This window comes from Bacillus sp. 05T21 (genome assembly GCF_056396785.1).
Genome location: NZ_JBFTMD010000001.1, coordinates 716144 through 743082, shown reverse-complemented (window position 1 = coordinate 743082; position 26939 = coordinate 716144). Strand labels below are relative to the sequence as shown.

General features: G+C 37.5%; 24 protein-coding genes, 1 pseudogene and 1 other annotated feature (1 of these 26 cut by a window edge). Of the genes and pseudogenes, 21 read left to right on the top strand and 4 right to left on the bottom strand.

Features of this window, described 5'->3' with window-relative positions:
* Nucleotides 1-16 precede the first annotated feature (16 nt).
* From nadB to AC1DKZ_RS03925, 5 genes and pseudogenes are all read left to right on the top strand, one after another.
* The gene (gene nadB / locus AC1DKZ_RS03945; RefSeq protein ID WP_476995665.1) at nucleotides 17-1546 is read left to right on the top strand and encodes an L-aspartate oxidase; all 1530 of its coding nucleotides are present in this window, start codon (nucleotides 17-19) and stop codon (nucleotides 1544-1546) included.
* Nucleotides 1547-1565: 19 nt separating this feature from the next.
* Nucleotides 1566-2399: a carboxylating nicotinate-nucleotide diphosphorylase gene (gene nadC / locus AC1DKZ_RS03940; RefSeq protein ID WP_476995664.1), complete on the top strand. Its 834-nt coding sequence runs from the start codon at nucleotides 1566-1568 to the stop codon at nucleotides 2397-2399.
* A 30-nt stretch (nucleotides 2400-2429) separates the two neighbouring features.
* A complete protein-coding gene (gene nadA, locus AC1DKZ_RS03935) occupies nucleotides 2430-3536 on the top strand; it encodes a quinolinate synthase NadA (RefSeq protein ID WP_242307585.1) in 1107 nt (368 codons plus the stop codon).
* Nucleotides 3537-3760: 224 nt separating this feature from the next.
* A pseudogene (gene safA / locus AC1DKZ_RS03930) lies at nucleotides 3761-3917 on the top strand (SafA/ExsA family spore coat assembly protein); the annotation flags it as partial.
* Nucleotides 3918-5932: 2015 nt separating this feature from the next.
* On the top strand, nucleotides 5933-6577 hold the full coding sequence (locus AC1DKZ_RS03925; protein ID WP_016100589.1) for a YhcN/YlaJ family sporulation lipoprotein: 645 nt from the start codon (nucleotides 5933-5935) through the stop codon (nucleotides 6575-6577).
* 32 nt (nucleotides 6578-6609) lie between these two features.
* On the opposite strand, the gene AC1DKZ_RS03920 is transcribed toward AC1DKZ_RS03925, so the two are convergent.
* Entirely contained in the window at nucleotides 6610-7044 is a 435-nt protein-coding gene (locus AC1DKZ_RS03920; RefSeq protein ID WP_476995663.1) for a branched-chain amino acid ABC transporter substrate-binding protein, read from the bottom strand.
* A 433-nt stretch (nucleotides 7045-7477) separates the two neighbouring features.
* Between AC1DKZ_RS03920 and AC1DKZ_RS03915 the strand changes: the two genes are divergently transcribed.
* A complete protein-coding gene (locus tag AC1DKZ_RS03915) occupies nucleotides 7478-7993 on the top strand; it encodes a BofC C-terminal domain-containing protein (protein WP_113935639.1) in 516 nt (171 codons plus the stop codon).
* 13 nt (nucleotides 7994-8006) lie between these two features.
* Here the strand turns inward: AC1DKZ_RS03915 and AC1DKZ_RS03910 are convergent, their stop codons facing one another.
* Nucleotides 8007-8951 carry an iron-hydroxamate ABC transporter substrate-binding protein gene (locus AC1DKZ_RS03910; protein ID WP_219303582.1) on the bottom strand — a complete coding sequence of 315 codons (945 nt, stop codon included), beginning with the start codon at nucleotides 8949-8951 and terminating at the stop codon, nucleotides 8007-8009.
* Nucleotides 8952-9140: 189 nt separating this feature from the next.
* Between AC1DKZ_RS03910 and ruvA the strand changes: the two genes are divergently transcribed.
* The 6 genes from ruvA to yajC are packed head-to-tail and all read left to right on the top strand — an operon-like array spanning nucleotide 9141 to nucleotide 13474.
* Nucleotides 9141-9758, top strand: a complete 618-nt coding sequence (ruvA, locus tag AC1DKZ_RS03905; RefSeq protein ID WP_016096077.1) for a Holliday junction DNA helicase RuvA — start codon at nucleotides 9141-9143, stop codon at nucleotides 9756-9758.
* Nucleotides 9759-9763: 5 nt separating this feature from the next.
* Nucleotides 9764-10765 carry a Holliday junction branch migration DNA helicase RuvB gene (gene ruvB, locus AC1DKZ_RS03900; RefSeq protein WP_000344470.1) on the top strand — a complete coding sequence of 334 codons (1002 nt, stop codon included), beginning with the start codon at nucleotides 9764-9766 and terminating at the stop codon, nucleotides 10763-10765.
* Nucleotides 10762-10962, top strand: a complete 201-nt coding sequence (locus AC1DKZ_RS03895) for a DUF2905 domain-containing protein (protein WP_000138161.1) — start codon at nucleotides 10762-10764, stop codon at nucleotides 10960-10962. The genes ruvB and AC1DKZ_RS03895 overlap by 4 nt, the downstream gene beginning before the upstream one ends.
* 19 nt (nucleotides 10963-10981) lie before the next feature.
* Nucleotides 10982-12034 (top strand): tRNA preQ1(34) S-adenosylmethionine ribosyltransferase-isomerase QueA, encoded by a 1053-nt coding sequence (queA, locus tag AC1DKZ_RS03890; RefSeq protein ID WP_113935637.1) that lies wholly within the window; start codon nucleotides 10982-10984, stop codon nucleotides 12032-12034.
* A 12-nt stretch (nucleotides 12035-12046) separates the two neighbouring features.
* Nucleotides 12047-13186, top strand: a complete 1140-nt coding sequence (tgt, locus tag AC1DKZ_RS03885) for a tRNA guanosine(34) transglycosylase Tgt (RefSeq protein WP_002015319.1) — start codon at nucleotides 12047-12049, stop codon at nucleotides 13184-13186.
* Nucleotides 13187-13213: 27 nt separating this feature from the next.
* Nucleotides 13214-13474 (top strand): preprotein translocase subunit YajC, encoded by a 261-nt coding sequence (gene yajC, locus AC1DKZ_RS03880; RefSeq protein WP_002015317.1) that lies wholly within the window; start codon nucleotides 13214-13216, stop codon nucleotides 13472-13474.
* A 37-nt stretch (nucleotides 13475-13511) separates the two neighbouring features.
* On the opposite strand, the gene AC1DKZ_RS03875 is transcribed toward yajC, so the two are convergent.
* A complete protein-coding gene (locus AC1DKZ_RS03875; protein ID WP_002034133.1) occupies nucleotides 13512-13895 on the bottom strand; it encodes a TIGR04086 family membrane protein in 384 nt (127 codons plus the stop codon).
* 103 nt (nucleotides 13896-13998) lie between these two features.
* Between AC1DKZ_RS03875 and AC1DKZ_RS03870 the strand changes: the two genes are divergently transcribed.
* Nucleotides 13999-14655: a DUF421 domain-containing protein gene (locus AC1DKZ_RS03870; protein WP_002015314.1), complete on the top strand. Its 657-nt coding sequence runs from the start codon at nucleotides 13999-14001 to the stop codon at nucleotides 14653-14655.
* Between the two features lie 29 nt (nucleotides 14656-14684).
* Here the strand turns inward: AC1DKZ_RS03870 and spoVB are convergent, their stop codons facing one another.
* Complete coding sequence (gene spoVB / locus AC1DKZ_RS03865; protein ID WP_002034136.1) at nucleotides 14685-16244, bottom strand: stage V sporulation protein B; 1560 nt, start codon at nucleotides 16242-16244, stop codon at nucleotides 14685-14687.
* Nucleotides 16245-16430: 186 nt separating this feature from the next.
* Here spoVB and AC1DKZ_RS03860 point away from each other — a divergent pair, with 186 nt between their 5' ends.
* The 8 genes from AC1DKZ_RS03860 (at nucleotide 16431) to AC1DKZ_RS03825 (ending at nucleotide 26782) form a co-directional block, all read left to right on the top strand.
* Complete coding sequence (locus AC1DKZ_RS03860; RefSeq protein WP_002015311.1) at nucleotides 16431-16715, top strand: post-transcriptional regulator; 285 nt, start codon at nucleotides 16431-16433, stop codon at nucleotides 16713-16715.
* A 282-nt stretch (nucleotides 16716-16997) separates the two neighbouring features.
* The gene (gene secDF, locus AC1DKZ_RS03855) at nucleotides 16998-19262 is read left to right on the top strand and encodes a protein translocase subunit SecDF (RefSeq protein ID WP_476995662.1); all 2265 of its coding nucleotides are present in this window, start codon (nucleotides 16998-17000) and stop codon (nucleotides 19260-19262) included.
* A gap of 306 nt (nucleotides 19263-19568) precedes the next feature.
* The gene (locus AC1DKZ_RS03850) at nucleotides 19569-20462 is read left to right on the top strand and encodes a cation diffusion facilitator family transporter (RefSeq protein ID WP_476995661.1); all 894 of its coding nucleotides are present in this window, start codon (nucleotides 19569-19571) and stop codon (nucleotides 20460-20462) included.
* Between the two features lie 101 nt (nucleotides 20463-20563).
* A complete protein-coding gene (recJ, locus tag AC1DKZ_RS03845) occupies nucleotides 20564-22885 on the top strand; it encodes a single-stranded-DNA-specific exonuclease RecJ (RefSeq protein ID WP_002138444.1) in 2322 nt (773 codons plus the stop codon).
* A 65-nt stretch (nucleotides 22886-22950) separates the two neighbouring features.
* Nucleotides 22951-23463 (top strand): adenine phosphoribosyltransferase, encoded by a 513-nt coding sequence (locus tag AC1DKZ_RS03840; RefSeq protein ID WP_002015305.1) that lies wholly within the window; start codon nucleotides 22951-22953, stop codon nucleotides 23461-23463.
* 211 nt (nucleotides 23464-23674) lie between these two features.
* Nucleotides 23675-25858, top strand: a complete 2184-nt coding sequence (relA, locus tag AC1DKZ_RS03835) for a GTP diphosphokinase (RefSeq protein WP_002015304.1) — start codon at nucleotides 23675-23677, stop codon at nucleotides 25856-25858.
* 17 nt (nucleotides 25859-25875) lie between these two features.
* Nucleotides 25876-26316: a D-tyrosyl-tRNA(Tyr) deacylase gene (locus AC1DKZ_RS03830; RefSeq protein WP_016092357.1), complete on the top strand. Its 441-nt coding sequence runs from the start codon at nucleotides 25876-25878 to the stop codon at nucleotides 26314-26316.
* 289 nt (nucleotides 26317-26605) lie between these two features.
* On the top strand, nucleotides 26606-26782 hold the full coding sequence (locus AC1DKZ_RS03825) for a hypothetical protein (RefSeq protein WP_001242605.1): 177 nt from the start codon (nucleotides 26606-26608) through the stop codon (nucleotides 26780-26782).
* Nucleotides 26783-26836: 54 nt separating this feature from the next.
* Nucleotides 26837-26939, top strand: a binding site (T-box leader) (it continues 128 nt past the right edge of the window).

Below are 26939 nucleotides of genomic sequence, written 5' to 3'. Positions count from 1 at the left end.
GTAGGAGGCAACAATTATGCCAAGTGCAGATGTCTTGATTATCGGAAGCGGCGTTGCAGCGCTTCGTGTTGCGAAAGAGCTTTGTCACGAAAAGAATGTGATAATTATCACAAAAAAAACAGGACGTAATAACAATACACATTTAGCTCAAGGAGGAATTGCAGCAGCTGTTGCTACATATGACGATCCGAGTGGGCATTTTGAAGATACATTAGTGGCAGGTTGCCATTATAACAACGAAGAAGCAGTTCGTTATTTAGTTGAAGAGGGACCGAAAGAAATAAGTAAGCTTATTACGAATGGAATGAAATTTGATGGGGATGAAAAAGGGATCCACCTTGGTAAAGAAGGGGCGCATCGAAAACGGCGCATTTTACATGCCGGAGGAGATGCAACTGGTAAAAATCTATTAGAGCATTTAATACAAGAAGTAGTTCCGAACGTTACTGTCGTTGAGCATGAAATGGTACTCGATTTTATTATAGAAAATAATAAATGCATAGGAGCTTTAACGCGAAATAGTGAAGGGAAGCTGAAGCGTTACTATGCTGATAATACGGTGTTAGCATCAGGAGGAATAGGTGGTTTGTACGCCTTTACATCGAATGATGAGACAATTACAGGCGATGGACTTGCGATGATATATCGAGCTGGGGGAGAACTTGTTGATTTAGAATTTGTACAATTTCATCCGACAATGTTATATGTGGACGGGCGATGTTGTGGTCTCGTTTCTGAAGCAGTCCGTGGTGAAGGAGCTGTCCTTATAAATGGAAAAGGACAGCGTTTTATGATGGATATACATCCCGGGAAAGATCTCGCACCGCGTGATATAGTGGCAAGGGCTATTCATGAACAACTTCTTGCGGGTGAAACAGTGTACTTAAACATCGAAACCATTCAAAACTTTGAACAACGTTTTCCGACCGTCTCATCATTATGTAAAAAGAATGGTATTGATTTAAAAGAAAATTCTATTCCGGTCGTACCAGGTGCTCATTTTCATATGGGCGGCGTGAAGACGAATTGTGACGGAGAGACGTCCATTTCAAACTTATATGCGGTCGGTGAAGTGGCTTGTAATGGAGTTCATGGTGCGAATAGATTGGCGAGTAATTCATTATTAGAAGGTCTTGTGTTTGGAAGACGAATAGGAAAACACATTTTAGCTAAGCCAGCAGAGGAAAGAAAAAATGTGCCGGAAGAGAGAGGGAAAAGTTTTATAGCTCTTAATGATTTACCGTTGAAAGAAGAAATACAAGAATACATGATGAAGCATGTTGGGATTGTGCGAACTGAGAAAAATTTATCATATGCTCAGAGATGGTTTAGTAGGTACGGTGTGCGAAATATGATCTTACAATATGATGCACTTACAAATGAAGAGATAACGCTTATTAATATGTTAACAGTTTGTGAGCTTATAACAGTATCAGCTTTGCAAAGAGAAGACAGTGTTGGTGGTCATTATCGCATTGATTATCCAGAAAGAAATAGCGTAAAAAAAGAGATTATCCGAGTGAGAAGAAAACTACAACTTGTTTAATAAGGGGAAGAGGGATTTTATGAATACGTTAAAAGTTAAGGAAGCATTAAATCGATTTTTTCTAGAAGATATAGGAGAAAGAGATGTAACATCTCAGCTTATCTTTCCCGATAATGCACTTGCGAAAGGAACGTTTCTTGTAAAGGATACAGGGGTATTTGCAGGGGGCTTAGTAATTGAAGAAGGATTTAAATTAATTGATCAGAGAATTGAAGTTGAACTTCATAAAAAAGATGGGGATCTTGTAGAAAAAGGCGAAATAATTGCAACCGTGCAAGGCCCAATCGCATCATTATTAACGGCAGAGCGCGTTATATTAAACGTTATTCAGCGTATGAGCGGGATAGCGACGATGACACGTAAGGCGTTTTTTGCTTTAGATAGCAGTCATACACGCATTTGTGATACGAGAAAAACGATGCCAGGACTACGTATGTTTGATAAATATGCTGTAGTATGCGGGGGCGGATTTAACCACAGATTCGGTTTATATGATGGTGTCATGATTAAAGACAATCATATTGCTTTTGCTGGCTCGATTACAAAAGCTGTTACATCGGTGAAAGAAAGATTGGGACATATGGTGAAAGTAGAAGTCGAAACAGAGACAGAGGCGCAAGTAAGAGAAGCAGTAGAGGCCGGCGCAGATGTTATTATGTTCGATAATCGTACGCCAGAAGAGATTCGTGAGTTTTCAAAAATTGTACCAAGTGCCATCGTTACGGAGGCTTCAGGTGGTATTACAATTGAAGATTTATCAAAATACGGAAAAACAGGGGTAGATTATATTTCACTTGGAGCGTTAACACATTCAGTGAAAGCACTTGATATTAGTTTTAATATTGAGGCCTAATGAGAGTGGTTTAGAGGGGGAGAATCATAAATGGGTATTTTAGAGAAAGTTCAGCCAATCGAAGTAATGTTACCAGAGCGTTATCAAACGATGTCTACATTAGAGATGGAAGAGCGTGTCCGTGAAATTAAAGAAAAAATGGGGGCATTACTATTTATTCCAGGACATCATTATCAAAAAGATGAAGTGGTGCAATTTTCAGATGCAGCAGGGGACTCACTGCAACTCGCGCAAGTTGCAGCGAGTAATAAAGAGGCAAAATATATTGTGTTTTGTGGTGTGCACTTTATGGCAGAAACGGCAGATATGTTAACGACAAATGATCAAATTGTCATCTTACCAGATATGCGCGCCGGCTGTTCTATGGCAGATATGGCAGATATTGAACAAACAGAAAGAGCGTGGAAAGAGCTCACGAAATTATTTGGGGATACGATGATTCCATTAACGTATGTAAATTCAACAGCTGCGATCAAAGCGTTTTGTGGTCGTAATGGAGGGGCAACAGTAACCTCTTCTAATGCAAAACAAATGGTGTCTTGGGCGTTTACACAAAAAGAGCGTCTCGTCTTTTTACCAGACCAACATTTAGGAAGAAATACAGCGTATGATTTAGGTATTCCGTTAGAAAAAATGGCAGTGTGGAACCCGCATACAGATTCATTAGAGTACGATGGAGATATAGAAGAAATTCAAGTGATTTTATGGAAAGGCCATTGTTCTGTTCATCAAAACTTCACTGTGAAAAATATTGAAAATGTGCGAAAAAATCATCCGGATATGAATATTATTGTTCACCCTGAATGTTGTTATGAAGTAGTTGCTGCTTCTGATTATGCAGGATCAACGAAATATATTATTGATATGATTGAAGCAGCTCCGGCGGGAAGTAAGTGGGCGATTGGTACAGAGATGAATTTAGTGAACCGAATTATTCAGCAACATCCAGATAAAGAAATTATTTCGCTAAATCCGTTTATGTGTCCTTGCTTAACGATGAACCGAATTGACTTACCTCACCTGTTATGGGCACTTGAGAACATAGAAAGAGGAGAACAAATTAACGTTATTCGCGTAGAGAAACAAGTAACAGAAGAGGCAGTTCTTGCATTAAATCGTATGTTAGAGCGCGTTTAAAGCAGCGGGATTTCCGTTGCTTTTTTTCGTACATATAATCATAACAAGGATGAAATAGGCATACATTGTGTTGAGGAAATCATTGCGGTTTTTCTATGCTTATTCCACTTCGAATCATATTGAAAATAGAAGAAGTGATAAAAGTAAAAGAAGTTAATGTTGTTTAGAAAGTGTTACTTCAAAGTGTTTTTACTTATAGATAAGTTATACAGGAGGGGGAAAATTTGAAAATTCATATCGTGCAAAAAGGGGAGACCCTTTGGAAAATTGCAAAAAAGTACGGAGTGGATTTTGAAACGCTAAAAAAAACAAATACACAGCTTAGTAATCCAGATCTAATTATGCCAGGGATGAAAATTAAAGTGCCATCGCATAGCGTTCATGTGAAACAACAAACTGGATCGGGTTCAGCGCCCCCGAAACAATATGTAAAAGAGGTGCAGCAAAAAGAGTTTGCATCAACACCAACGCCACTTGGAATAGAAGATGAAGATGAGATCACGTATCAATCAACACCTATTACACAACAACCAGCTATGCAACAAACGCAAAAAGAAATGCAGATAAAACCGCAAAAGGAAATACAGGTGAAGCCGCAAAAGGAAGTGCAAGTGAAGCCGCAAAAAGAAGTGCAAGTGAAGCCACAAAAAGAAGTGCAAAAAGAAATTCCGATTCAAAAAGAGAAGCCAGTTGAAAAGCCGCCTGTCATTCAAAAACCACCTGTTGTAGAGAAAGTAGAAAAACTAAAACCTACTACGAAAGAAAACACTAAATTTTCTATCAATGTGTTACCACAGCCACCGCAACCACCAATTAAAGCGAAAAAAGAATATAAAATTTCAGATGTAATAAAAAAGGGAAGCGAGTTAATTGCTCCTCAAATTAATAAAATGAAACCTAACAATGTCATTTCTCCGCAAACGAAAAAAGAAAATGTAGGGAATATAGTGTCGCCGCAAGTGAAGAAAGAGAATGTAGGGAATATAGTGTCGCCGCAAGTGAAAAAAGARAATGTAGGGAATATAGTGTCGCCGCAAGTGAAGAAAGAGAATGTAGGGAATATAGTGTCGCCGCAAGTGAARAAAGARAATGTAGGGAATATAGTGTCGCCGCAAGTGAAGAAAGAGAATGTAGGAAGCATAGTCTCGCCACAAGTGAAGAAAGAAAATATAGGAAGCATAGTCTCACCAAACGTATCAAAAGAAAGTGTTATTATCCCGCAAGTAATACCGCCTAATATTCAAGTGCCGAATATAATGCCAATAATGGATAACAATCAAATGCCAAATATAATGCCAATAATGGATAACAATCAAATGCCAAATATAATGCCAATAATGGATAACAATCAAATGCCAAACATGATGCCGATAATGGATAACAATCAAATGCCAAACATGATGCCGATAATGGATAACAATCAAATGCCAAACATGATGCCGATAATGGATAACAACCAAATGCCAAACATGATGCCGATAATGGATAACAATCAAATGCCAAACATGATGCCAGTAATGGATAACAATCAAATGCCGAACATGATGCCGATAATGGATAACAATCAAATGCCAAATATGATGCCAATAATGGATAACAACCAAATGCCAAATATGATGCCGATAATGGATAACAACCAAATGCCAAACATGATGCCGACAATGGATAACAACCAAATGCCAAACATGATGCCGACAATGGATAACAACCAAATGCCAAACATGATGCCGATAATGGATAACAATCAAATGCCAAACATGATGCCAGTAATGGATAACAATCAAATGCCGAACATGATGCCGATAATGGATAACAATCAAATGCCGAACATGATGCCGATAATGGATAACAATCAAATGCCAAACATGATGCCATATCAACAGCCAATGATGCCACCATATCCGCAGTATCAGCAACAAAATCCATACAATCAAATGCCGTATCAACAAATGGCGCCGCAATATACTTCTATGCCAAATCCAAATATGATGCCAATGGATAATAATATGCCACCACTCGTGCAAGGTGAAGAAGATTGTGGATGCGGAGGAGAAAGTAGGTTATATAGTCCACAACCGGGTGGACCACAATATGCTAATCCTTTATATTATCAACCAACTCAGCCAGCATATGCACCACAGCCAGGAACGATGTATTATCAGCCGGACCCACCAAACGTATTTGGAGAACCAGTTTCAGAAGAAGAGGAAGTTTAAAAAAAGGTGGGGTTATTCCCGCCTTTTTTGTATTCGTGATAGTCAGGAATATGATGAATTTACATTAAGTGTTAGAAAATTCCTAGTGAAATATTAACAGTGTAAAAACTCTCTCGGTTACTCATCATAAGGGGGAGCTTTTCGAAAGAGAAGTTCATTCTAACAGAGGGGGTTTTTGTATTGAATACGAAAGTAAAAGTTATTGCTGCTTCTTTGTTAGTTACCAGTGCATTAGCTGCATGTGGTACACCAAAAGATAATAATGCGATGGATGGACGTAACTATAATTACGAGCGTACATCTTATAATGATACACACCGATATAATGATAATGTAACGCGTAACGATCGTTATACAGATTATGTAACATATAGAAACGGTCGTAATGACGCAGGATCCAACTATTATCGTGATGTAAATTACAACGGGCAAATTGCTAATCCACACCCAACTCGTAATATTACAATGAACAATTCATACATTAACAATGATGGTAAAACTGCGGAGAAAATTACGAATCGTGTGAAACGTATGAATAACGTAGACCGAGTTTCTACAGTTGTATATGGAAACGATGTAGCGATTGCGGTAAAACCGCGTAATACAGCGACGAATGAAACAGCAATGGCGAACGAAATTCGTCAAGCTGTTGTGAATGAAGTTGGAAATAGAAACGTATATGTTTCTGTAAGAAATGACATGTTTACTCGTGTCGATGCAATGAGTACGCGTTTACGTAACGGCACAGCTACAAACGATTTTAATCGTGACATAACAAATATGTTCCGAGACATTCGTTACGGTCTGACTGGTACTATGCGATAACAAATTAAAGAGGAAGGGCTAGCCCTTCCTCTTTATTCATCGTTGTCTTGTAAACGTCGTTTTTTTATAAAATAACTAATGGAGTAAGACGCTAAAAAGCATATGAAGAGAATACCACCTGTTAAAATAGCTTCAAATAGAGGTCTTTCTGGACTGAAAATGATATAAATAATAGCCATGATAATTCCTACAATAAGAGAGCGTAAAATAATTTTGTAATAAGGAGTTAACTTTATTTCCTTTTCGCTTTCTTCTACATCGATAGAAACGCTTAACTGTAAATAACTAAGTACAATACTTGTAAGAATAAATAATAACCACAATGGAGATTTCGTAATTTGATCCATTCCTTCTGTGAATCCGATATAGCCTAAAATTCCGATTATACCAATTGATTGAAAAAGAAAGGCAATACGTATGTTTTTTAACGTTTGAAGTATGAGGCGTTCATCTTTAATTTTTTTCAAGGCATTCATCCCCTGTTTATATTTATAGTATTAATTGTAATATATATATTACATTAATCAATTTATAGTTTACATAAATTTCAATTGGTTGAAAGAGGAAGAAAAATATATTTAGAAATATATTGCGCTTCTACCTTGTTAATGTTATATTAGCAAAGCGATGAGCTAATTTACGTAAGTCGAGAGATATGCTTAAGTGCTAAACACGCGAATGTGGTCGCCTGGTCTTTCGCCGTAAACGCATCAGACGCCTGCTTTGCAGGCGTCTTTCATTTTATATAAAAGTAAATGATACATGCAGATGAGGATTAACCCTTATCTGCATTTTTTATTTTCCTTAGAAATTTAATGCTATTGTTTATATGGATAAAACCCCCATTTCCGGAAAAGCTACAAATGAAAGTATGATTTTGCCTAGAAGAGGTGAACGGAAATGAAATGGATGCTAATTGCAGTGCAAGCTTTTGTTGTGATGTTTTGCTTAGCTTATGGATCCGATGTGAGGGCAGAAATAACAGAAAAAGTACCTGAAGTTACAATTTTATTAGAGCGTATGTATGTTGATGGAGAAGTAAGCGAGGAAATACTGACAGAAAAAGTAGCGGATTTAGAAAAGTTTTTGCAGCAATATAAAGAATGGCAACTTGTTGATCGTGATGATGTGCAAATCGTATTACAAAGGAAAGTTGATGATATTTCTCCTTTACTGAAAACGAGCGGTTATTTTGGTGTTTCAGAGGAAGGGATATTGCAAATTTTTAAAGGGGTACCGAAAAGTGATAACGCGATCCATTCCTTCTTTCAAATTGATATGAAAAAGCTTGAAAGTTATGAGCGTGCGGAATTGAAACGTGGTATTCGCATAAAATCAAAAGAAGGTTTTGTAAAGACAATCGAAAAAATGAAGCAGTACGCAGTGCAAAATAAGAAAAAAAGCAGCTCAGGGTGAGCTGCTTTTTTTCTTATTTATTCTTAGCTAAAATCTCTTTTGCGATTTCATCAATTAGCATATCTTTTCCGATTGGATTGAATGCTTTCGTATTGAAGATTTCATTCGATACTTCATATACGTGATTGTTTTTTACTGCTTTATTATCTTTCCAAACCGCACTGTTTTTATAGTCTTCGTACACTTTATCAGCTTCTCCGCCGAAGTTTACAATAAACATTTGATCAGGCTGGAATGCAACAAGGCCTTCAAGTGATACTTGTGCCATCGTTTGTTTTAAATCTGTGCCTTTTGTTGCTGGAAGTTTTAAGTCGTTAAAGATGATGTCACCATATCCGAAGCTACCGTATACACGGAAGTTTTGTGGTGTTACTGCAACGAACATAAAGTTCTCATCTTTTGTTTTCTCTTTAATTTTTTTAGATAAAGAGTCTGCTTTTTTATCGTAATCTGCAATCCATTTGTCGGCTTTCTTTTCTTCGCCAAATAGTTTACCTACTTCTTTAAACTTACCGCGCCAGTCTTCTAGATTTGTTTCTAGAACAACTGTCGGTGCCACTTTTTCTAGTTGATCATAAATTTTCAATTGACGATTGTTTAAAATAATTAAGTCTGGTTTTAAAGCTGTAACAGCCTCTAGGTCAACTTTAGGTGCCCAGTACCAGCCGACTGCCTTTACCCCGTCTAGCTTGTCCGTTAAGTGATTTTGGATTTTATCTTTATATGTGTTTGCTGTGCCAACAGGTTTATGTCCAAGGATTAATAATTCCTCTGTTGATCCAGATAAATCAACAATTCTCTTTGGATTAGCTGGAATTGTTGATTCCCCTTTAGCATGTTTTACAACTTTTGTTTTCGGTTGTTCTTTTGCTTTTGCTTCTTCTTTTTGAGAAGAACAGCCAACGATAGAAAGAACAACTAGCATAATAGTAAATAAAATAAATAGCTTTTGTTTCATCCTGATGTAACTCCTTTAATTAATATTGATAATCATTATCGACTTCTGTATATTAATGTTCTTTTTGTATTTATGTCAATAGAAAAAAACGGAAATTGTAAACGGGGAACATTTGTTGGGGCAGTCTCGCTTTTCTATTGTTAAATATGTTAAAATGGAATACATGATTTGAGAGGGAGAGATCGTATTTTGTTTGAATATGTTACAGGTTACGTGGAGTATGTAGGACCGGAATATGTCGTAATTGACCATAATGGAATTGGTTATCAAATTTTCACACCAAATCCGTATGTATTTCAAAGAAGTAAGCAAGAAATCCGTGTCTATACATATCATTATGTGAGAGAAGATATTATGGCACTTTACGGGTTTAAAACACGTGAAGAGCGTTTATTATTTACAAAATTGTTAGGTGTATCGGGGATTGGACCAAAAGGTGCTCTTGCAATTTTAGCTTCTGGTCAAACCGGACAGGTCGTTCAAGCGATTGAACATGAAGATGAGAAGTTCTTAGTGAAGTTCCCAGGCGTCGGAAAGAAAACAGCGCGCCAAATGATTTTAGATTTAAAAGGAAAACTAGCAGATGTTGTACCAGATGCGTTTGTTGATTTGTTCTCAGATACTGAAAGTTTTGATGCGAAGAAAGGTTCATCAGTTGAACTTGATGAAGCACTGGAGGCACTGCGTGCACTTGGCTATGCAGAACGAGAAGTCTCTCGCGTTGTACCAGAGTTATTAAAAGAATCACTAACGACGGATCAATATATTAAAAAGGCACTTAGTCTTTTACTAAATGGTAAGAGGTGAGTATAATGGACGAACGTCTCCTTTCAGGGGAATCTGGATACGAAGATGCGGATTTAGAGTATTCATTACGGCCACAGACGCTCCGTCAGTATATTGGCCAAGATAAAGCGAAACATAATTTAGAAGTGTTTATTGAAGCGGCGAAAATGCGTGAAGAAACGTTAGATCACGTACTTTTATATGGCCCACCTGGACTTGGTAAAACGACGCTTGCGAATATTATTGCCAATGAAATGGGTGTTAACATTCGAACGACGTCAGGTCCCGCAATTGAAAGACCAGGAGATTTAGCGGCTGTATTAACAGCACTTCAGCCAGGAGATGTATTATTTATTGATGAAATTCATCGTTTGCATAGATCTATTGAAGAAGTGCTATACCCAGCGATGGAAGACTTTTGCCTTGATATCGTTATTGGGAAAGGACCGTCAGCTCGCTCTGTACGTCTAGATTTACCTCCATTTACGCTAGTTGGGGCAACGACGCGTGCAGGTGCATTATCAGCACCACTTCGTGACCGTTTCGGTGTACTTTCACGATTAGAGTACTATACAGTAGATCAGCTTTCTGCGATTGTAGAACGTACAGCAGAAGTGTTTGAAGTTGAAATAGATTCGTTAGCAGCATTAGAAATTGCAAGACGTGCCCGTGGTACACCTCGTATTGCGAATCGTCTATTACGACGTGTACGTGACTTCGCACAAGTTCGCAGTGACGGAACGATTGCGATGGAAATTACACAAATGGCGTTAGAACTATTACAAGTAGATAAATTAGGACTTGATCATATCGACCATAAATTACTGCTTGGTATTATTGAAAAGTTCCGCGGTGGTCCAGTTGGATTAGAAACTGTTTCAGCAACGATTGGAGAAGAATCGCATACGATTGAAGATGTGTATGAACCGTATTTATTACAAATTGGCTTTTTACAAAGAACGCCAAGAGGTCGGATCGTAACACCGCTTGCATATGAGCATTTCGGAATGGAGATGCCAAAAGTATGACGGAGATGCCAAAGCTGCTTATTACAGCTGGTATTTTGCTCATTGTTGTTGGATTAGCTTGGAAGTTCATAGGAAGGCTTCCAGGCGATATTTTTGTGAAAAAAGGTAACGTTACCTTTTATTTTCCTATCATTACATGTATTGTGTTAAGTATTGCATTATCTTTCATTATGTATATAATAAATCGATTCAAATAAGAAATAGGTGGATACAGTTATGGATATTAATCTGTTTGATTTTCATTTACCAGAAGAACTCATTGCACAAATTCCGCTTGAAGAGCGTGAAACATCAAGATTGATGGTGTTAGACCGTGAAACAGGAGATATTGAGCATAAACATTTTACGGACATTCTTTCTTACTTACAAGAGGGGGATTGCTTAGTTTTAAATGAAACGAAAGTGATGCCAGCTCGCTTGCACGGTGTGAAAGAAGATACAGGTGCACACATTGAAGTGCTTCTTTTGAAACAAGAGGAAGGCGATAAGTGGGAAACGCTTATAAAGCCAGCGAAGCGTGTAAAAGAAGGAACTGTCATCTCTTTTGGTGAAGGAAAGTTAAAAGCAACTTGCATTGGAACAGCAGATCAAGGTGGGCGTCAACTTGAGTTTTCATATGACGGCATCTTTTATGAAATTTTAGACGAGCTTGGAGAAATGCCACTTCCTCCATATATTAAAGAGACGCTAGAAGATCGCGATCGTTATCAAACGGTATATGCGAAGGAAATCGGTTCAGCAGCAGCACCGACGGCTGGCCTTCACTTTACAGAAGAGTTACTTGAGAAATTGAAGCAAAAAGGCGTCGGGTTAGCATTCATTACACTCCATGTAGGACTTGGAACATTTAGACCAGTTTCTGCAGATACTATTGAAGAGCATCATATGCACGCAGAGTATTACCATATGTCTGAAGAGACTGCGGCTTTATTAAACCGCGTGAAAGAGGATGGCGGCCGTATTATTACTGTAGGTACGACATCAACACGTACGTTAGAAACGATTGCGACAGATCATAGTGGTAAGCTTTGCGCAGCTTCTGGCTGGACAGATATTTTTATGTACCCAGGATATGAATTTAAAGCAATTGATGGTTTAATTACAAACTTCCATTTGCCGAAATCAACATTAATTATGCTTGTAAGTGCATTTTCAAATAGAGATAATGTACTTCATGCTTATAATGAAGCAGTAAAAGAAAAATATCGTTTCTTTAGTTTCGGTGATGCGATGTTCGTTGCATCTCACGCTAAAATGAGAAACAAATAAAAGGAGTAAATTATGACAGCAATTCGTTATGAATTTATTAAAACTTGTAAACAAACGGGTGCGCGTTTAGGTCGAGTGCACACGCCACACGGCTCATTTGATACACCGACATTTATGCCAGTTGGTACACTTGCAACAGTTAAAACAATGTCACCAGAAGAATTAAAAGCAATGGATTCTGGCATTATTTTAAGCAATACGTATCATTTATGGCTACGTCCAGGCCACGAAATTATTCGTGAAGCAGGTGGCTTGCATAAGTTTATGAACTGGGATCGTGCAATCTTAACGGATTCAGGTGGATTCCAAGTATTTAGCTTAAGTGATTTCCGACGCATTGAAGAGGAAGGTGTTCATTTCCGCAATCACTTAAATGGCGATAAATTATTCTTATCTCCAGAAAAGGCGATGGAAATCCAAAATGCATTAGGTTCAGATATCATGATGGCATTTGATGAGTGTCCACCGTTCCCTGCTACTTTTGAATACATGAAAAAGTCTGTAGAGCGTACAAGCCGCTGGGCAGAGCGTTGCCTAAAGGCGCATGAACGTCCACAAGATCAAGGTTTATTCGGTATTGTACAGGGCGGGGAGTTTGAAGAGCTTCGTCGTCAAAGTGCGAAAGATCTTGTTTCAATGGACTTCCCTGGCTATGCTATAGGCGGTCTATCTGTTGGTGAACCGAAGGATATTATGAATCGTGTTCTTGAGTTTACAACACCACTTCTTCCTGATGATAAACCACGTTACTTAATGGGTGTAGGTTCTCCTGACTCGTTAATTGATGGTGCGATTCGCGGTGTTGATATGTTTGACTGCGTACTTCCAACTCGTATCGCTCGAAATGGTACATGTATGACAAGTGAAGGTCGCTTAGTTGTGAAAAATGCGAAATTCGCTAGAGACTTCGGGCCGCTTGATCCGAACTGTGATTGCTACACATGTAAAAACTATTCTCGTGCGTACATTCGTCACTTAATGAAATGTGATGAAACGTTCGGAATTCGTTTAACGTCTTATCACAACCTTCATTTTCTGTTAAACTTAATGGAGCAGGTGAGACAAGCTATTCGTGAAGACCGTCTTGGCGATTTCCGCGAAGAGTTCTTTGAACAGTATGGCTTTAATAAACCGAATGCTAAAAACTTCTAATACATAATTTAAAAGGAGGAACACAAGATGAATGCAGGTATGATGAATATCGTTATGATTGTTGCGATGTTTGCGATTTTCTATTTCTTATTAATTCGCCCGCAACAAAAGCGTCAAAAAGCAGTTGCACAAATGCAAAATGAAATCAAAAAAGGTGATGCTATCGTAACAATCGGTGGTTTACACGCTACAATCGAATCAGTGGATGAAACAAAAATTGTTGTTAAATCTGGTGGTGCACACTTAACTTTCGATCGCAATGCGATTCGTGAAGTTGTGAAAAACTAATGATGAAGGCCCTGCATGAAATGTGCAGGGCCTTTTTTTAACTATTTTGTTTTGACATATTTACACCGAAAATACCTCCGAGTGTACTCGCACCCATTAATGCTAATTGGTAGAGTAACTGTGAGTTCGATAAAGTTTGAGAGAAGCCTAAATAGTTAACGAGAAAGACGAGAATAGCGAATGTAAGGCCTGTTGTGAAACCTACTAGCCATCCTTTTCCTTGTGCCTTTTTACCAGCAATAAATCCAGACATAAGCATAGACAGAAGGGCTATTATAAAAATAATAATTACTAATGTCCCTTCATTAATATTCGTAAATTTTAATAAAAGAGCCATGACCATACTTGTAATAGATGCGAGGATTAATAGGGTAATAATACCGAAGCCGATTGCGCTCGATAATTTTTTCGTTCCATCCATTATGCATTCCCCCTTTTTAATACAAGCATATTTTCATTTTGTTTAAGTTAGACTAGTTTCTTTTTTGTAGGGGAGCCTATAAGTAAAAAAAGGGGATGTAGAAATGGAATGGGTATCAATAATCGGACGAACAATGCTTTTGTATATAATCATTTTAATTATTTTTCGTCTTATGGGTAAACGTGAAATTGGAGAATTAAGTGTATTAGATTTAGTTGTATTCATTATGCTCGGTGAAATGGCTGTAGTGGCAATTGAAAATACAGATAAATCACTTTGGCATCAATTAGTTCCAATGACTTTTCTTATGTGTATACAAATCATTTTGTCGGTCATTTCTTTAAAGTTCCAGCGTTTTCGGCATTTAATAGAAGGGGAGCCTGCGATTCTTGTGAATGCAGGTAAAATTGATGAAAAAAAGATGCGGAAGCAGCGATATAACATAGATGATTTATTGATGCAACTACGTGAGCAAGGAATCGGAGATGTGCGTGATGTAGAATACGCTATTTTAGAACCATCTGGAAAGTTGTCTGTCTTTCAAAAACAAAAAAGTAAAAAGAGCAAAAATGATACACCAATTTTTACACTCCCACTAATTATTGATGGAGAAATTCAATACAATCATTTGCAAATGATTGAACATACAGATGGGTGGCTCGTTGAGAAACTGAATAACTTAGGTTATAAAGATGTGAAACAGATTTTATATTGTAGTTTTCAAAATGGACAGTTTTTCGTTGATTTGAAAGAAAATTAGAGGCTTACCATTTTGAATGGCAAGCCTGCTTACTTCAAAAATGAAAGTTTCCGAATGATAGGGAGACGACTTAATTCTTCTTTTCGAATGAGTTTGAAAACGAAGAGGAGAACGATATAAACGATTGTTGTTAAAGTGATTTCCCATAATGTTTGTATGCCAAGTGAATGAGAAAAAACGATATACTTATGAAGATAAAAACCGAAGGTACCAGCAATCCCGATAGCAATTCCGCCGAAAATATAGTCTTTTGCATAAATGGTAAATGCAATTTTCTTTAAAACAGTGGCGTAGTGAAGGAATGTTACGGTTACTATATTTGCTGCGATGGCGAGGGCAACCCCCATCATTTGGAACTCTGGGCGTGAAGCGAGTACAAAGATAACGATTAATTTTACGATAGCGCCAATGAATGTGTTCATCATAGCAGCGCGTGCTAAGTTTAAAGCTTGCAGCACAGATGTAAGGGGACTTTGAAAATAATGAAATAAAAAGCAAGGTGCAAGAAGCTGGATGAACGCGGCCGCGTTGTCTGATCCGTACATGAGAGTTAAAACTGGAGAAGCAAATACATATAATATAACGACCGACCATCCGCCGGTTATTAAGGAAATTCGAAGTGCTTGTTGTAATCGGTGTTCTACTAATTTGTGCTGTCTCTTTGCCATTGCCTCGCTAATTGATGGGACGAGTGCTGTAGAAAGAGCATATGTAATAAAGGCTGGCAGTGATAGAAGTGGGAACGCATATCCGTTTAATATACCGTATTGCTGAGTTGCGACAGAAGCAGCAACGCCGGCGATCGCTAAGCTTTGCATAACGACGATAGGTTCAAAGAAATAAGAAACGGAACCAATTAAACGGCTTCCTGTAGTTGGTAAAGCAATGTCCATAAGGGAATAAAATGTATTTTTACTCTCCTTTACAGTAGTGAAAAATCCAGAGCGTATAGATAAATGTTTTTCGCGTTGGAATAAAGTAAGTAAAAATAATAAAGATGCAACTTCACCTAGAACAGCTGATAGCATAGCACCGGCTGCAGCATATTCTACGCCGTAAGGTAAAAATAAACGAATGCATACAGCGATAATTGTAATGCGGACAACTTGTTCTATGACTTGAGCGTAAGCGCTCGGCTTCATGTTTTGTTTCCCTTGGAAATAACCACGTAAAACAGAAGAAACTGCAATAACGGGGACGACAGGTAAAATAGCCATTAATGGATAGTAAGTTCTTTCATCTGTTAATAATGTTTTTGCTAAAATAGGTGTGAGTAGCATAATCCCAATTGTTAAAATGATACTAATAACGGATGTAACGGCTAGCGAGACAGTTAATATTTTTTTAACTCTTTGCTTATCGTTCACTGCTTCCGCTTCTGCTACAAATTTTGCAATTGCAACAGGAAGGCCAATTTGTGTTAATGTAATTGCTAAAATGAAGGTGGGGACAGCCATCATATAAAGGCCAACGCCTTCTTCGCCTAAAATACGTGCCATTACAATGCGGTTAATAAATCCAAGGATTTTTGTAATAAAACCGGCTATCATTAAAATAAATGCACCTTTTAAAAAGCTTTGTCTCGTCATACTCTTCTCCTACCTTCTCAAAATCAATGGAATGATTTACAATAATTTATATGCACGTATGAGACAAGAATGACAAGCATTTAAGAGAGTGAAGTATGAATTGTACTCTTGAAAGAAGTTATTGCTGTCCATTAGAGCGGGATTAAAAGCGACTTTTCGTGCTGAAATAAGAAGGAGATGTTATATATGTTGGATAAAGAGGCTTTGGTAGAATCATACCGCGGACAGTTACAAGTCGTTTTAGAAAGTAAAGTAGAAGAGTTTCAGTTGTTCGGTTACGACCGAGTGACAGATAATGATATTTGGAAGTTTCTCAAGGCGAAAAAGTGGAAAAAGATAGACAGTGATGTTAGGTTATATGAATTAGTAAATGATGTATTAAGAGTAAGTACTAATGAATATATGAATTATTTAACTGTTGAAGCATATCAAGCGCCACTTTGGTCGTTTGATGAATATGAAAATAAATAACCGACTGTAATTGGTTTGTTCTTCCTTTTGCAGTATAATGATAGGTATTGATAAAGAGGAATTAATTATGTCTAAGATTATATATAAAGGAGGTAGTGAAGAGGAAAAATAAATAATGAATAGTGTAGGTATTGTGAAAAGCTTACCGACACAGCTAGTGATGAACTAGCGAAAATACATGTATTTTATAGAAAGTAAGTCTACTAACTAGGCGTATGCACACGTGCGAAAATGAATCGTAAGAGATTTATTGGAAGTGTTAGTAGCAGAAAGAGGGTACATATGGCAAAGCGTGGTACAAGAATTGCCGCCTTTTTCCTCATCGTTTTATTAATTGGTGGAGTAATTGGTGCGGCAGGAAAAGACATAGCAAAAGGAATTAGTCTAGGACTAGACCTTCGCGGTGGTTTTGAAATTCTGTATGAAGTAAAACCAGCCAAAAAAGGTGATAAAATCGATCGTGATGCACTTGTAAGTACAGTAGGTGCTCTTGAAAATCGTGTCAATGTTCTTGGTGTAAGTGAGCCGAACATTCAAATCGAAGGGGAAGATCGAATTCGTGTACAGCTTGCTGGTGTACAAGATCAGCAAAAAGCACGTGAAATGTTATCAACACAAGCGAAACTAACATTCCGTGATGTGGATGATAACCTTCTTATGGACGGAACGGATTTAAAAGGCGGCGGAGCGAAGCAAACATTTGATGAGCAAGGCCGTGCGAGCGTAGGTCTTACACTAAAAAGCGCTGAAAAATTCCGTGAAGTAACTGAAAAGATTTCAAAAATGCCACCACCAACGAATTTAATGGTAATTTGGCTTGATTTTGAAGAAGGAAAAGATTCATATAAAGCAGAATCTGCAAAACCGAATCCGAAGTTTTTATCAGCAGCAACAGTAAGCCAAGTATTTAACCAAGCTGAAGTATCTATCGTAGGTGGAAACTTTACAGTTGAAAGTGCGAAAGAACTTTCATCTTTATTAAATGCAGGTGCACTTCCTGTTGATTTAAAAGAAATGTATTCAACATCTGTTGGAGCGAAATTTGGTCAACAAGCATTAGAGCAAACGATTTTCGCTAGTGCGATTGGTATTGCTATTATCTTCTTATTCATGCTTGTATTCTACCGTTTACCAGGACTTGTAGCGGTTATTATGTTAGGTTTATACATTTTCGTTACATTACTTGTCTTTAACTGGATGCATGCAGTTCTTACATTACCAGGTATTGCGGCATTAGTGCTCGGGGTTGGTATCGCAGTTGATGCGAATATCATTACGTACGAGAGATTGAAGGAAGAGCTTAAAATTGGTAAGTCGATGATGTCAGCATTCCGTGCTGGTAACCATCGTTCATTATCGACAATTTTAGATGCGAACATTACAACAATTGCAGCAGCTGGTGTATTATTCGCTTACGGTAATAGCTCTGTAAAAGGATTCGCAACAAGTTTAATCGTAAGTATTTTAGTTGGTTTCATTACGAACGTATTCGGTACTCGTTTCTTACTAGGTTTACTTGTAAAGAGCCGTTACTTTGATAAGAAACTATCTTACTTTGGTGTTAAGCAAAAGGATATTATTCCAATAACAAAAGGTGCAGTACATCCACCGACGAGATTTGATCGTATTAATTTCGTAAATATCGGTCATAAATTTTTCTTATTCTCAATTGTAGTTGTAATTGCTGGGGCAATTATATTACCGATTTTCAAAATGAATCTTGGTATTGACTTTGCAAGTGGTACACGTATCGACTTGCAATCAAAACAAGCAACTACTGTTTCTAATGTTCATAAAGATTTGAAAGAATTGAACATCGATGTGAAGGAAGAAGATATTGTACCGACCGGAGATGACAATAAAGGTTTCGCTGTTCGTACGTTAGGCGTTTTATCGAAAGATGAAATTGCGAAAACAAAAACATTCTTTAACGATAAATACGGTACAGAGCCAAACGTAAGTACAGTTTCGCCGACAATCGGTAAAGAGATTGCACGAAATGCATTCATCGCGGTTCTGATAGCTTCATTGGTTATCATCTTATACGTAAGTATTCGTTTCCGCTTCACATATGCATTATCTGCGGTAATCGCATTGTTACATGATGCGTTCGTTATGATTGTTGTGTTTAGTATTTTCCAATTGGAAGTAGACTTAACGTTTATTGCGGCAGTATTAACAATCATTGGTTATTCCATCAATGATTCGATTGTTACATTCGATAGAAACCGTGAGTTATACAAACAGAAAAAACGAGTTCGCGACATAAAAGACCTAGAAGAAATCGTAAACTCAAGTATTCGTCAAACAATTGGTCGTTCAATTAATACAGTGTTAACAGTGTTATTCCCAGTAATCGCACTACTTATTTTTGGTAGTGAATCACTGCGTAACTTCTCACTTGCATTATTAATTGGATTAGTTGTAGGTACGTACTCTTCTATTTTCGTTGCTTCTCAAATTTGGTTAATGCTTGAAAACCGCCGTTTGAAAAAGGGCAAAAACAAGAAGAAGGTTGAGAAAGAAGAACCTGAACCGCAAGTATAAAAAAGATGATGTCTCATTATGAGGCATCTCTTTTTTCGTTTGTGGATACAATAAGATAGCAACTTTTGAAAGAATGAAATGGAATAAAGTGGTGATGTTATCGCTGATTTTGTTAAAATAAAGTGAAACTTTAATAAATGGGGGTTTTGTTCATCCCCACTTATTATTAGCCCTCACCAATCGGGCTTTTACGGGCAGTTGATCTCCCACCTAACTTCCTTGTATTTGCCGGATTTTGAGGTGGGGGCTTACTGCCCGCAAATAGCGGGATAAAAAGATAGGTTAAGAAAAGAAGGGATTTTAATTATGGAAAAAGATGAACGTTTTAAACAGGCCGAATTTGGTGCTATTGTCGGAATCGTTGGTAATATTATATTAGCGATTGTAAAAGCGGTAATTGGTTATATTGGAAACAGTAAGGCACTTTTAGCGGATGCAGTGCATTCTGGATCAGATGTAATTGGCTCGTTAGCTGTACTTTTTGGATTACGAGCAGCAAAGCAACCGCCTGATGAAGATCATCCGTATGGTCATGGTAAAGCGGAATCGATTTCAGCGATTATTGTTGCGGTATTATTATTTATTGTTGGAATAGAGATAGCGATTTCGTCTATAAAAGCTTTTTCACAAGATTTAGAACCACCAAAAGGAATTACGATTTTTGCAGTTATTCTTTCGATTGTAGTGCAAGAAGGGATGTTTCAGTATAAATATCGATTAGGGAAGAGGATAAATAGTGATGCAATTATTGCAAATGCATATGAGCACCGTTCGGATGTGTTTTCTTCAATTGCAGCTTTAATCGGCATTTGTGCAGCTATTATCGGTGGTAAGTTAGGTATAGATTGGCTTGTATATGCCGATCCAATTGCAGGATTATTTGTCTCAATTCTCGTTGCTAAGATGGCGTGGAGTATTGGAGCAGAAGCTATTCATGCAACGCTCGATCATGTTCTGCATGAAGAAGATGTTGTTCCGCTTAGGGAGGCAGTTTTTCAAGTGGAAGGTGTGAAGAAAATCGGCTCTTTATATGCAAGAGAACATGGCCACTATGTTATTGTTGATATTAAAGTATCTGTAGATCCATATATCACTGTAGAAGAAGGTCACCGCATCGGAAAACATGTAAAAGAAAAACTTATGAAACAAGATAACGTACAAAATGTTTTTGTACATATTAATCCGTATTCTCCAAATTAAACATAACGGATATTTAATTATATAGATATCGAATCGTAGTTTGCATTATATTGTCACCCCTTAATCTGTCTTGTATAATGGATAGGTTAAGGGGTGATTTCGTGTTACAACCGAAGACGCGTTGGAAAGAAAAAGAATATAATGAGGAACTAGTGAGTGAATTAGCAAATAAATTGCAACTATCACCTCTTGTGACTTCATTATTTCTTGGCAGAGGCTTAAATACAGAAGATAAGATTGTAGACTTTTTAAATACAGCAGATCAAGAATTTCATGATCCATTTTTACTTGAAGGAATGGATCGGACTGTAGAACGTGTGAAAAAAGCTATTGAAAATGGAGAACAAATATTAATATTTGGCGATTACGATGCGGACGGAGTAAGTAGTACGACTGTGTTATATCTTGCTCTCAAAGAATTAGGTGCAGAAGTAGAGTTTTATATTCCAAATCGTTTTACTGAAGGCTATGGGCCAAATGAAGAAGCGTTTCGTTGGGCACACAGTGCAGGGTTCTCACTAATTATTACTGTCGATACTGGTATCGCAGCGGTACATGAAGCGAAGGTAGCGAAGGAACTTGGAATAGATCTTATTATTACAGATCATCATGAGCCACCACCAGAATTACCAGAGGCACTTGCGATTATTCATCCGAAATTAGAAGGCGGTGTTTATCCGTTTCATTATTTAGCGGGTGTTGGTGTTGCATTTAAAGTTGCACATGCACTTTTGGGGCGTGTACCAGAGCATTTGTTGGAAATTGCAGTAATCGGTACGGTAGCCGATTTAGTATCGCTTCACGGTGAAAATAGATTATTAGTACAGCGTGGACTGAAGCATATGCGAATGACTCGAAATATCGGTTTAAAGGCGTTATTTAAAGTCGCTAACGTTTCGCAAAGCGAAATTACAGAAGAAAGCATCGGATTCTCACTCGCACCTCGTATTAATGCGGTTGGTCGTTTGGAAGATGCAACACCTGCTGTACACCTTTTATTATCAGAAGATCCAGAGGAAGCGAAAGAGCTAGCTGAAGAAATTGATGAGCTGAACAAACTTCGAAAAGATATTGTAAAGCAAATTACTGAAGAAGCTATCGCTGAAGTCGAAAATAATTTCCCGCCAGAAGAAAACAAAGTATTAGTCCTTGCAAAAGAAGGTTGGAATCCAGGGGTAATTGGAATTGTCGCTTCTAAGTTAGTTGAACGTTTTTATCGTCCGACGATTGTATTAAGCATTGATCCTCATAAAGAAACAGCAAAGGGATCGGCTCGTAGTATTGCAGGATTTGATTTGTTTGCAAACCTTTCAGATTGCCGTGAATTGTTACCGCATTTCGGAGGTCATCCGATGGCAGCGGGAATGACGCTTAATATGAATGATGTGGATGAATTAAGACGCAGGTTAAATGAGCAAGCAGATGTAATTTTAACAGCAGAAGATTTTATTCCGATTACAGCAGTGGATGCATTTTGTAAAGTAGAGGATGTAACGCTTGCCGCGATTGAGGATATGCAAAAGTTAGCGCCATTTGGCGTAGGAAATCCGAAACCGCGTATTGCGGTGAAAGATGCCGACTTAGAAAGTATCCGTGCAATTGGATCTGATGGTTCGCATTTAAAAATGGCTCTTCGTGATGGACAAGCAACACTGGACACGATTGGATTTGGATTTGGTACTTATGCGAAAGAAATCTCTCCAGTTGCGAAGGTTTCTGTAGTAGGAGAAGTGTCCATTAATGAATGGAATAACTTTAAAAAGCCGCAATTAATGGTGCAAGATATTGCTGTAGAGGCATGGCAATTATTTGACTGGCGTAGTATGCGTAATGTAGAAGCAAATTTAGCAGAACTTCCGAAAGAAAAAATAACAATGGTGTATTTTTCTGAAGAGGTATTGAATAAATTTTCTTTAGAAGGCTATAAAGAACAGCTCGTGCATGCATCAGAGGTAGCTCATTTTGATGATCAATACATTGTGCTACTTGATTTGCCGAAAGGAACAGATGAATTAGGTGATGTATTTAAGGCTGGATTCCCAGCTCGAATTTACACGCTATTTTATCAAGAGAATAATCATTTATTTAGTACGGTCCCAACGAGGGAACATTTTAAATGGTACTATTCTTTCTTAAGCCAAAAAACACCATTTTCTTTAAGGCAATATGGGGAACAACTGTGTCGTCATAAAGGTTGGTCAAAAGATACAGTAAATTTCATGACACAGGTGTTTTTTGAGTTAGAATTTGTTACAATAAAAGACGGTGTCATTTTTATGGCAGACAAAAAACAAAAGCGTGATTTAATTGAATCGAACACATATCGTGAGAAAATGAACCACTTACAATTAGAGAAAGAATTGGTTTATAGCACATATCAGCAACTATATACATGGTTTGAAACGATTCGTGATCATAAATAAGTAGAACAGTTAGGGTAAAGGATTTGTATTTACAAACCTTTTATATCTGAGGAGGATTCAGAAATATGGATTTCAAGCAACATATCGCAATTGTACCAGATTATCCGAAAGAAGGTATTGTGTTTAAAGACATTACACCTTTAATGAACGACGGAAAAGCATATAAAGCAGCAACAGATGCAATCGTTGAGTATGCAAATAAAAGAGACATTGATGTTGTAGTAGGACCAGAAGCGCGTGGTTTTATTATTGGTTGCCCAGTTTCTTATGCGTTAGAAGTAGGTTTCGCACCAGTTCGTAAATTAGGAAAATTACCACGTGAAGTAATTACAGTTGACTACGGTAAAGAATATGGAACGGATGTTTTAACAATCCATAAAGATGCAATTAAGCCAGGCCAACGTGTATTAATTACAGATGACTTATTAGCTACAGGTGGAACAATCGAAGCGACAATTAAACTAGTTGAAGAACTTGGTGGAGTTGTAGCAGGAATTGCATTTTTAGTAGAGCTTACTTACTTAGATGGTCGTAAAATGTTAGATGGTTACGATGTATTAGTATTAGAAAAATACTAATCATTATATAGGTGAAACTACGGTGATAAAAAAGTACCCGTGAATCTCTTGGAGAGGAGCGGGTACTTTTGTATAATTGCACAAAAAAACATGGTGAAATGTCAGTAAAATCTTTTCCTTTTCACAATTCACAATCATTGGGTTATAATGATAGAATATAATTTATTCTATTCAATAAAGATAAAGTCAATTTTCAATAAAAGGTGATTCGATGGCAAATGAGCAAGTACTAACAGCTGAACAGGTACTCGAGAAAGCAAGTCAATATTTAGCGGATGGAGATATTGAGCTAGTGGCACGTGCCTATGAATATGCGCGTGATGCACATAGCGAACAATATAGAAAATCGGGTGAACCATATATTATTCACCCAATTCAAGTTGCAGGTATTTTAGTTGATTTACACATGGATCCGGCTACAGTATCGGCAGGTTTCTTACATGATGTAGTGGAAGATACAGAAATTACATTAGAAGACATTGAACGGGAATTTAATAAAGAAATCGCTATGCTTGTCGATGGTGTTACAAAGCTTGGAAAGATTAAATATAAATCCCATGAGCAGCAACAAGCAGAAAACCATCGCAAAATGTTTATTGCAATGGCTCAAGATATTCGAGTTATTTTAATTAAACTAGCTGATCGTCTTCATAACATGCGTACATTGAAACATTTGCCTCAAGAGAAGCAGCGTCGCATTGCGAATGAAACGTTAGAAATCTTTGCACCTTTAGCACATAGACTCGGAATTAGTACTATTAAATGGGAGTTAGAGGATACGTCACTTCGCTATTTAAACCCGCAGCAATATTATCGTATTGTGAATTTAATGAAGCGTAAACGTGCAGAGCGTGAAGAATATTTAGATGAAGTAATGACTGGCATTCGCGAGAAATTAAAAGAGGTTTCAATTCAACCTGAGATTTCTGGAAGACCAAAACATATTTACAGTATTTATCGTAAAATGGCATTGCAAAATAAACAATTCAATGAAATTTACGATTTACTAGCTGTACGTGTCGTTGTGAATAGTATTAAAGATTGCTATGCGGTGCTTGGAATTATTCATACGTGCTGGAAACCAATGCCAGGTCGTTTTAAAGATTATATTGCAATGCCGAAAGCAAATTTATATCAATCTCTTCATACGACTGTAATTGGACCAAAAGGTGATCCGCTAGAAGTGCAAATTCGTACGAAAGAAATGCATGAGATTGCAGAATTCGGAATCGCGGCACATTGGGCGTATAAAGAAGGTAAAGCAGCAGAAACAACGGGTACATTAGAGAAGAAACTAACTTGGTTCCGTCAAATATTAGAATGGCAAAATGAAGCTTCTAATGCAGAAGAATTTATGGAGTCATTAAAAATTGATTTATTCTCTGACATGGTATTCGTCTTTACACCAAAAGGCGATGTAATGGAATTACCACTTGGCTCTGTTCCAATTGATTTTTCGTATCGTGTCCATTCGGAAATTGGAAACAAGACAATTGGTGCAAAAGTAAATGGGAAAATGGTGACGCTTGATTATAAGTTGAAAACTGGTGACATCATTGAAATTTTAACATCGAAACATTCGTATGGTCCAAGTCAAGATTGGGTAAAGCTTGCTCAAACATCTCATGCGAAAAATAAAATACGTCAATTCTTTAAGAAACAACGTAGAGATGAAAATATTGAAAAAGGCCGTGAACTTGTTGAAAAAGAAGTGCGTGGCTTAGAGTATGAGATGAAAGAAGTATTAGCGCTTGATAATTTAAAACGTGTCGCTGAGAAGTTTAACTTTGCAAATGAAGAAGATATGTTTGCAGCAGTTGGATATAACGGAATTACAGCAGCGCAAATTGTTACGCGACTAACGGACAAGTTCCGTAAACAACGTGAAGAAGAAGACATCGTTGAAGTTAAAGAAGTTCGTAAACCGATGAAAATTCGAAAATGGGATTCTGGTGTAAAGGTAAGTGGTGCAGATAATTTGTTAATTCGTTTATCAAAATGCTGTAACCCAGTTCCAGGTGATGATATCGTTGGGTATATTACGAAAGGTCGAGGCGTATCAATTCACCGTTGCGATTGCGTCAATGTGCATACAGAAGAAGCGGTGGAGCGTTTACTAGAAGTAGATTGGGAAGGTAGTCCTGAAAAAGAAATTGAGTACAATGTTGATATTGAAATTTCAGGCTATGATCGTCGTGGTTTATTGAATGAAGTATTACAAGCTGTTACAGAAACGAAGACGTATATCTCAGCTGTTTCTGGTAGAAGTGATCGTAATAAGATGGCAACGATTAACATGTCGATTTCTATTCGAAACTTACAACACTTGAAAAAAGTAGTAGAGCGCATTAAACGTGTTCCAGAAATTTATGCCGTACGACGCATGATGCATTAATAGGGAGTGTAGAAAAGATGAGAGTTGTTTTACAACGATCAAAGGAAGCGTCTGTCACAGTAGATGGCGAGATTGTAGGACAAATTCCATTCGGTTTAACATTACTAGTTGGCATTACGCATGAAGATACAGAAAAAGATGCGACTTATATCGCAGAAAAAATTGCAAACCTACGTATTTTTGAAGATGAGAGCGGAAAGATGAACCACTCTGTACTTGATATGAAGGGACAAGTTCTATCTATTTCGCAATTTACATTATACGGAGATTGCCGCAAGGGAAGACGTCCAAACTTTATGGATGCTGCGAAACCTGATTATGCAGAACATTTATATGATTTCTTTAATGAAGAAGTTCGTAAACAAGGACTGCATGTGGAGACAGGACAGTTCGGAGCAATGATGGACGTGTCTTTAATCAATGATGGTCCGGTGACCTTAATTGTGGATAGTAAATAGTGTTGCTTAAGAAGAGGGGATTATATAATCCTCTCTTTTTTATACATTGTTGTATGTTTTGTTTATTTATCCCGCTATTTGTGGGAGTAAGACTCTCATCTCAAAATTCGGCGACTGCGAGGGAGTTAGATTGGGAGTCGGACGAATAATCAGTGGAGATGGACAAAACCCACTGATTAAAGTTTCACTTTAATTGGAATCAATAGCTGTTTTCAGTTATGTATAACTCTTTCATCAATATGGAACAATAACAAGTAAAACATCCATATTGAATGTGAGGGATATACGTATGCGTATGAATGAAAAAGGGCATTCTGTTACAAATGGTGCAAATCAACTGTTTAACGTGAATTTTCATGATTTTATTTCAAAAGAGCAAAACAATACTTCAATGGAGCTTGCTTCAGAGTTCGGAATTTCACTGCAAGATGTAAAGCGCCTAAAGAAGCAAATTGAGCGCTCTTAGAGCACTTGACAATCCTACTCAACAAACGTATAGTAATTTTATATTTACATATGAATATAGCCGTTGATAGAGGAGAGTAAATGAGATACACATGGAAAGAGAAGAAATGTCCTAGGCTGAAAACATTTCTACATGATGACTGATTGAATGACACTCT

Coding starts and splice junctions, on each gene's coding strand:
- nadB (WP_476995665.1), top strand. CDS start 17: ATGCCAAGTGCAGATGTCTTGATTATCGGAAGCGGCGTTGCAGCGCTT.
- nadC (WP_476995664.1), top strand. CDS start 1,566: ATGAATACGTTAAAAGTTAAGGAAGCATTAAATCGATTTTTTCTAGAA.
- nadA (WP_242307585.1), top strand. CDS start 2,430: ATGGGTATTTTAGAGAAAGTTCAGCCAATCGAAGTAATGTTACCAGAG.
- AC1DKZ_RS03915 (WP_113935639.1), top strand. CDS start 7,478: ATGAAATGGATGCTAATTGCAGTGCAAGCTTTTGTTGTGATGTTTTGC.
- AC1DKZ_RS03910 (WP_219303582.1), bottom strand. CDS start 8,951: ATGAAACAAAAGCTATTTATTTTATTTACTATTATGCTAGTTGTTCTT.
- ruvB (WP_000344470.1), top strand. CDS start 9,764: ATGGACGAACGTCTCCTTTCAGGGGAATCTGGATACGAAGATGCGGAT.
- AC1DKZ_RS03895 (WP_000138161.1), top strand. CDS start 10,762: ATGACGGAGATGCCAAAGCTGCTTATTACAGCTGGTATTTTGCTCATT.
- queA (WP_113935637.1), top strand. CDS start 10,982: ATGGATATTAATCTGTTTGATTTTCATTTACCAGAAGAACTCATTGCA.
- tgt (WP_002015319.1), top strand. CDS start 12,047: ATGACAGCAATTCGTTATGAATTTATTAAAACTTGTAAACAAACGGGT.
- yajC (WP_002015317.1), top strand. CDS start 13,214: ATGAATGCAGGTATGATGAATATCGTTATGATTGTTGCGATGTTTGCG.
- AC1DKZ_RS03875 (WP_002034133.1), bottom strand. CDS start 13,895: ATGGATGGAACGAAAAAATTATCGAGCGCAATCGGCTTCGGTATTATT.
- AC1DKZ_RS03870 (WP_002015314.1), top strand. CDS start 13,999: ATGGAATGGGTATCAATAATCGGACGAACAATGCTTTTGTATATAATC.
- spoVB (WP_002034136.1), bottom strand. CDS start 16,244: ATGACGAGACAAAGCTTTTTAAAAGGTGCATTTATTTTAATGATAGCC.
- AC1DKZ_RS03860 (WP_002015311.1), top strand. CDS start 16,431: ATGTTGGATAAAGAGGCTTTGGTAGAATCATACCGCGGACAGTTACAA.
- secDF (WP_476995662.1), top strand. CDS start 16,998: ATGGCAAAGCGTGGTACAAGAATTGCCGCCTTTTTCCTCATCGTTTTA.
- AC1DKZ_RS03850 (WP_476995661.1), top strand. CDS start 19,569: ATGGAAAAAGATGAACGTTTTAAACAGGCCGAATTTGGTGCTATTGTC.
- AC1DKZ_RS03840 (WP_002015305.1), top strand. CDS start 22,951: ATGGATTTCAAGCAACATATCGCAATTGTACCAGATTATCCGAAAGAA.
- relA (WP_002015304.1), top strand. CDS start 23,675: ATGGCAAATGAGCAAGTACTAACAGCTGAACAGGTACTCGAGAAAGCA.
- AC1DKZ_RS03830 (WP_016092357.1), top strand. CDS start 25,876: ATGAGAGTTGTTTTACAACGATCAAAGGAAGCGTCTGTCACAGTAGAT.
- AC1DKZ_RS03825 (WP_001242605.1), top strand. CDS start 26,606: ATGCGTATGAATGAAAAAGGGCATTCTGTTACAAATGGTGCAAATCAA.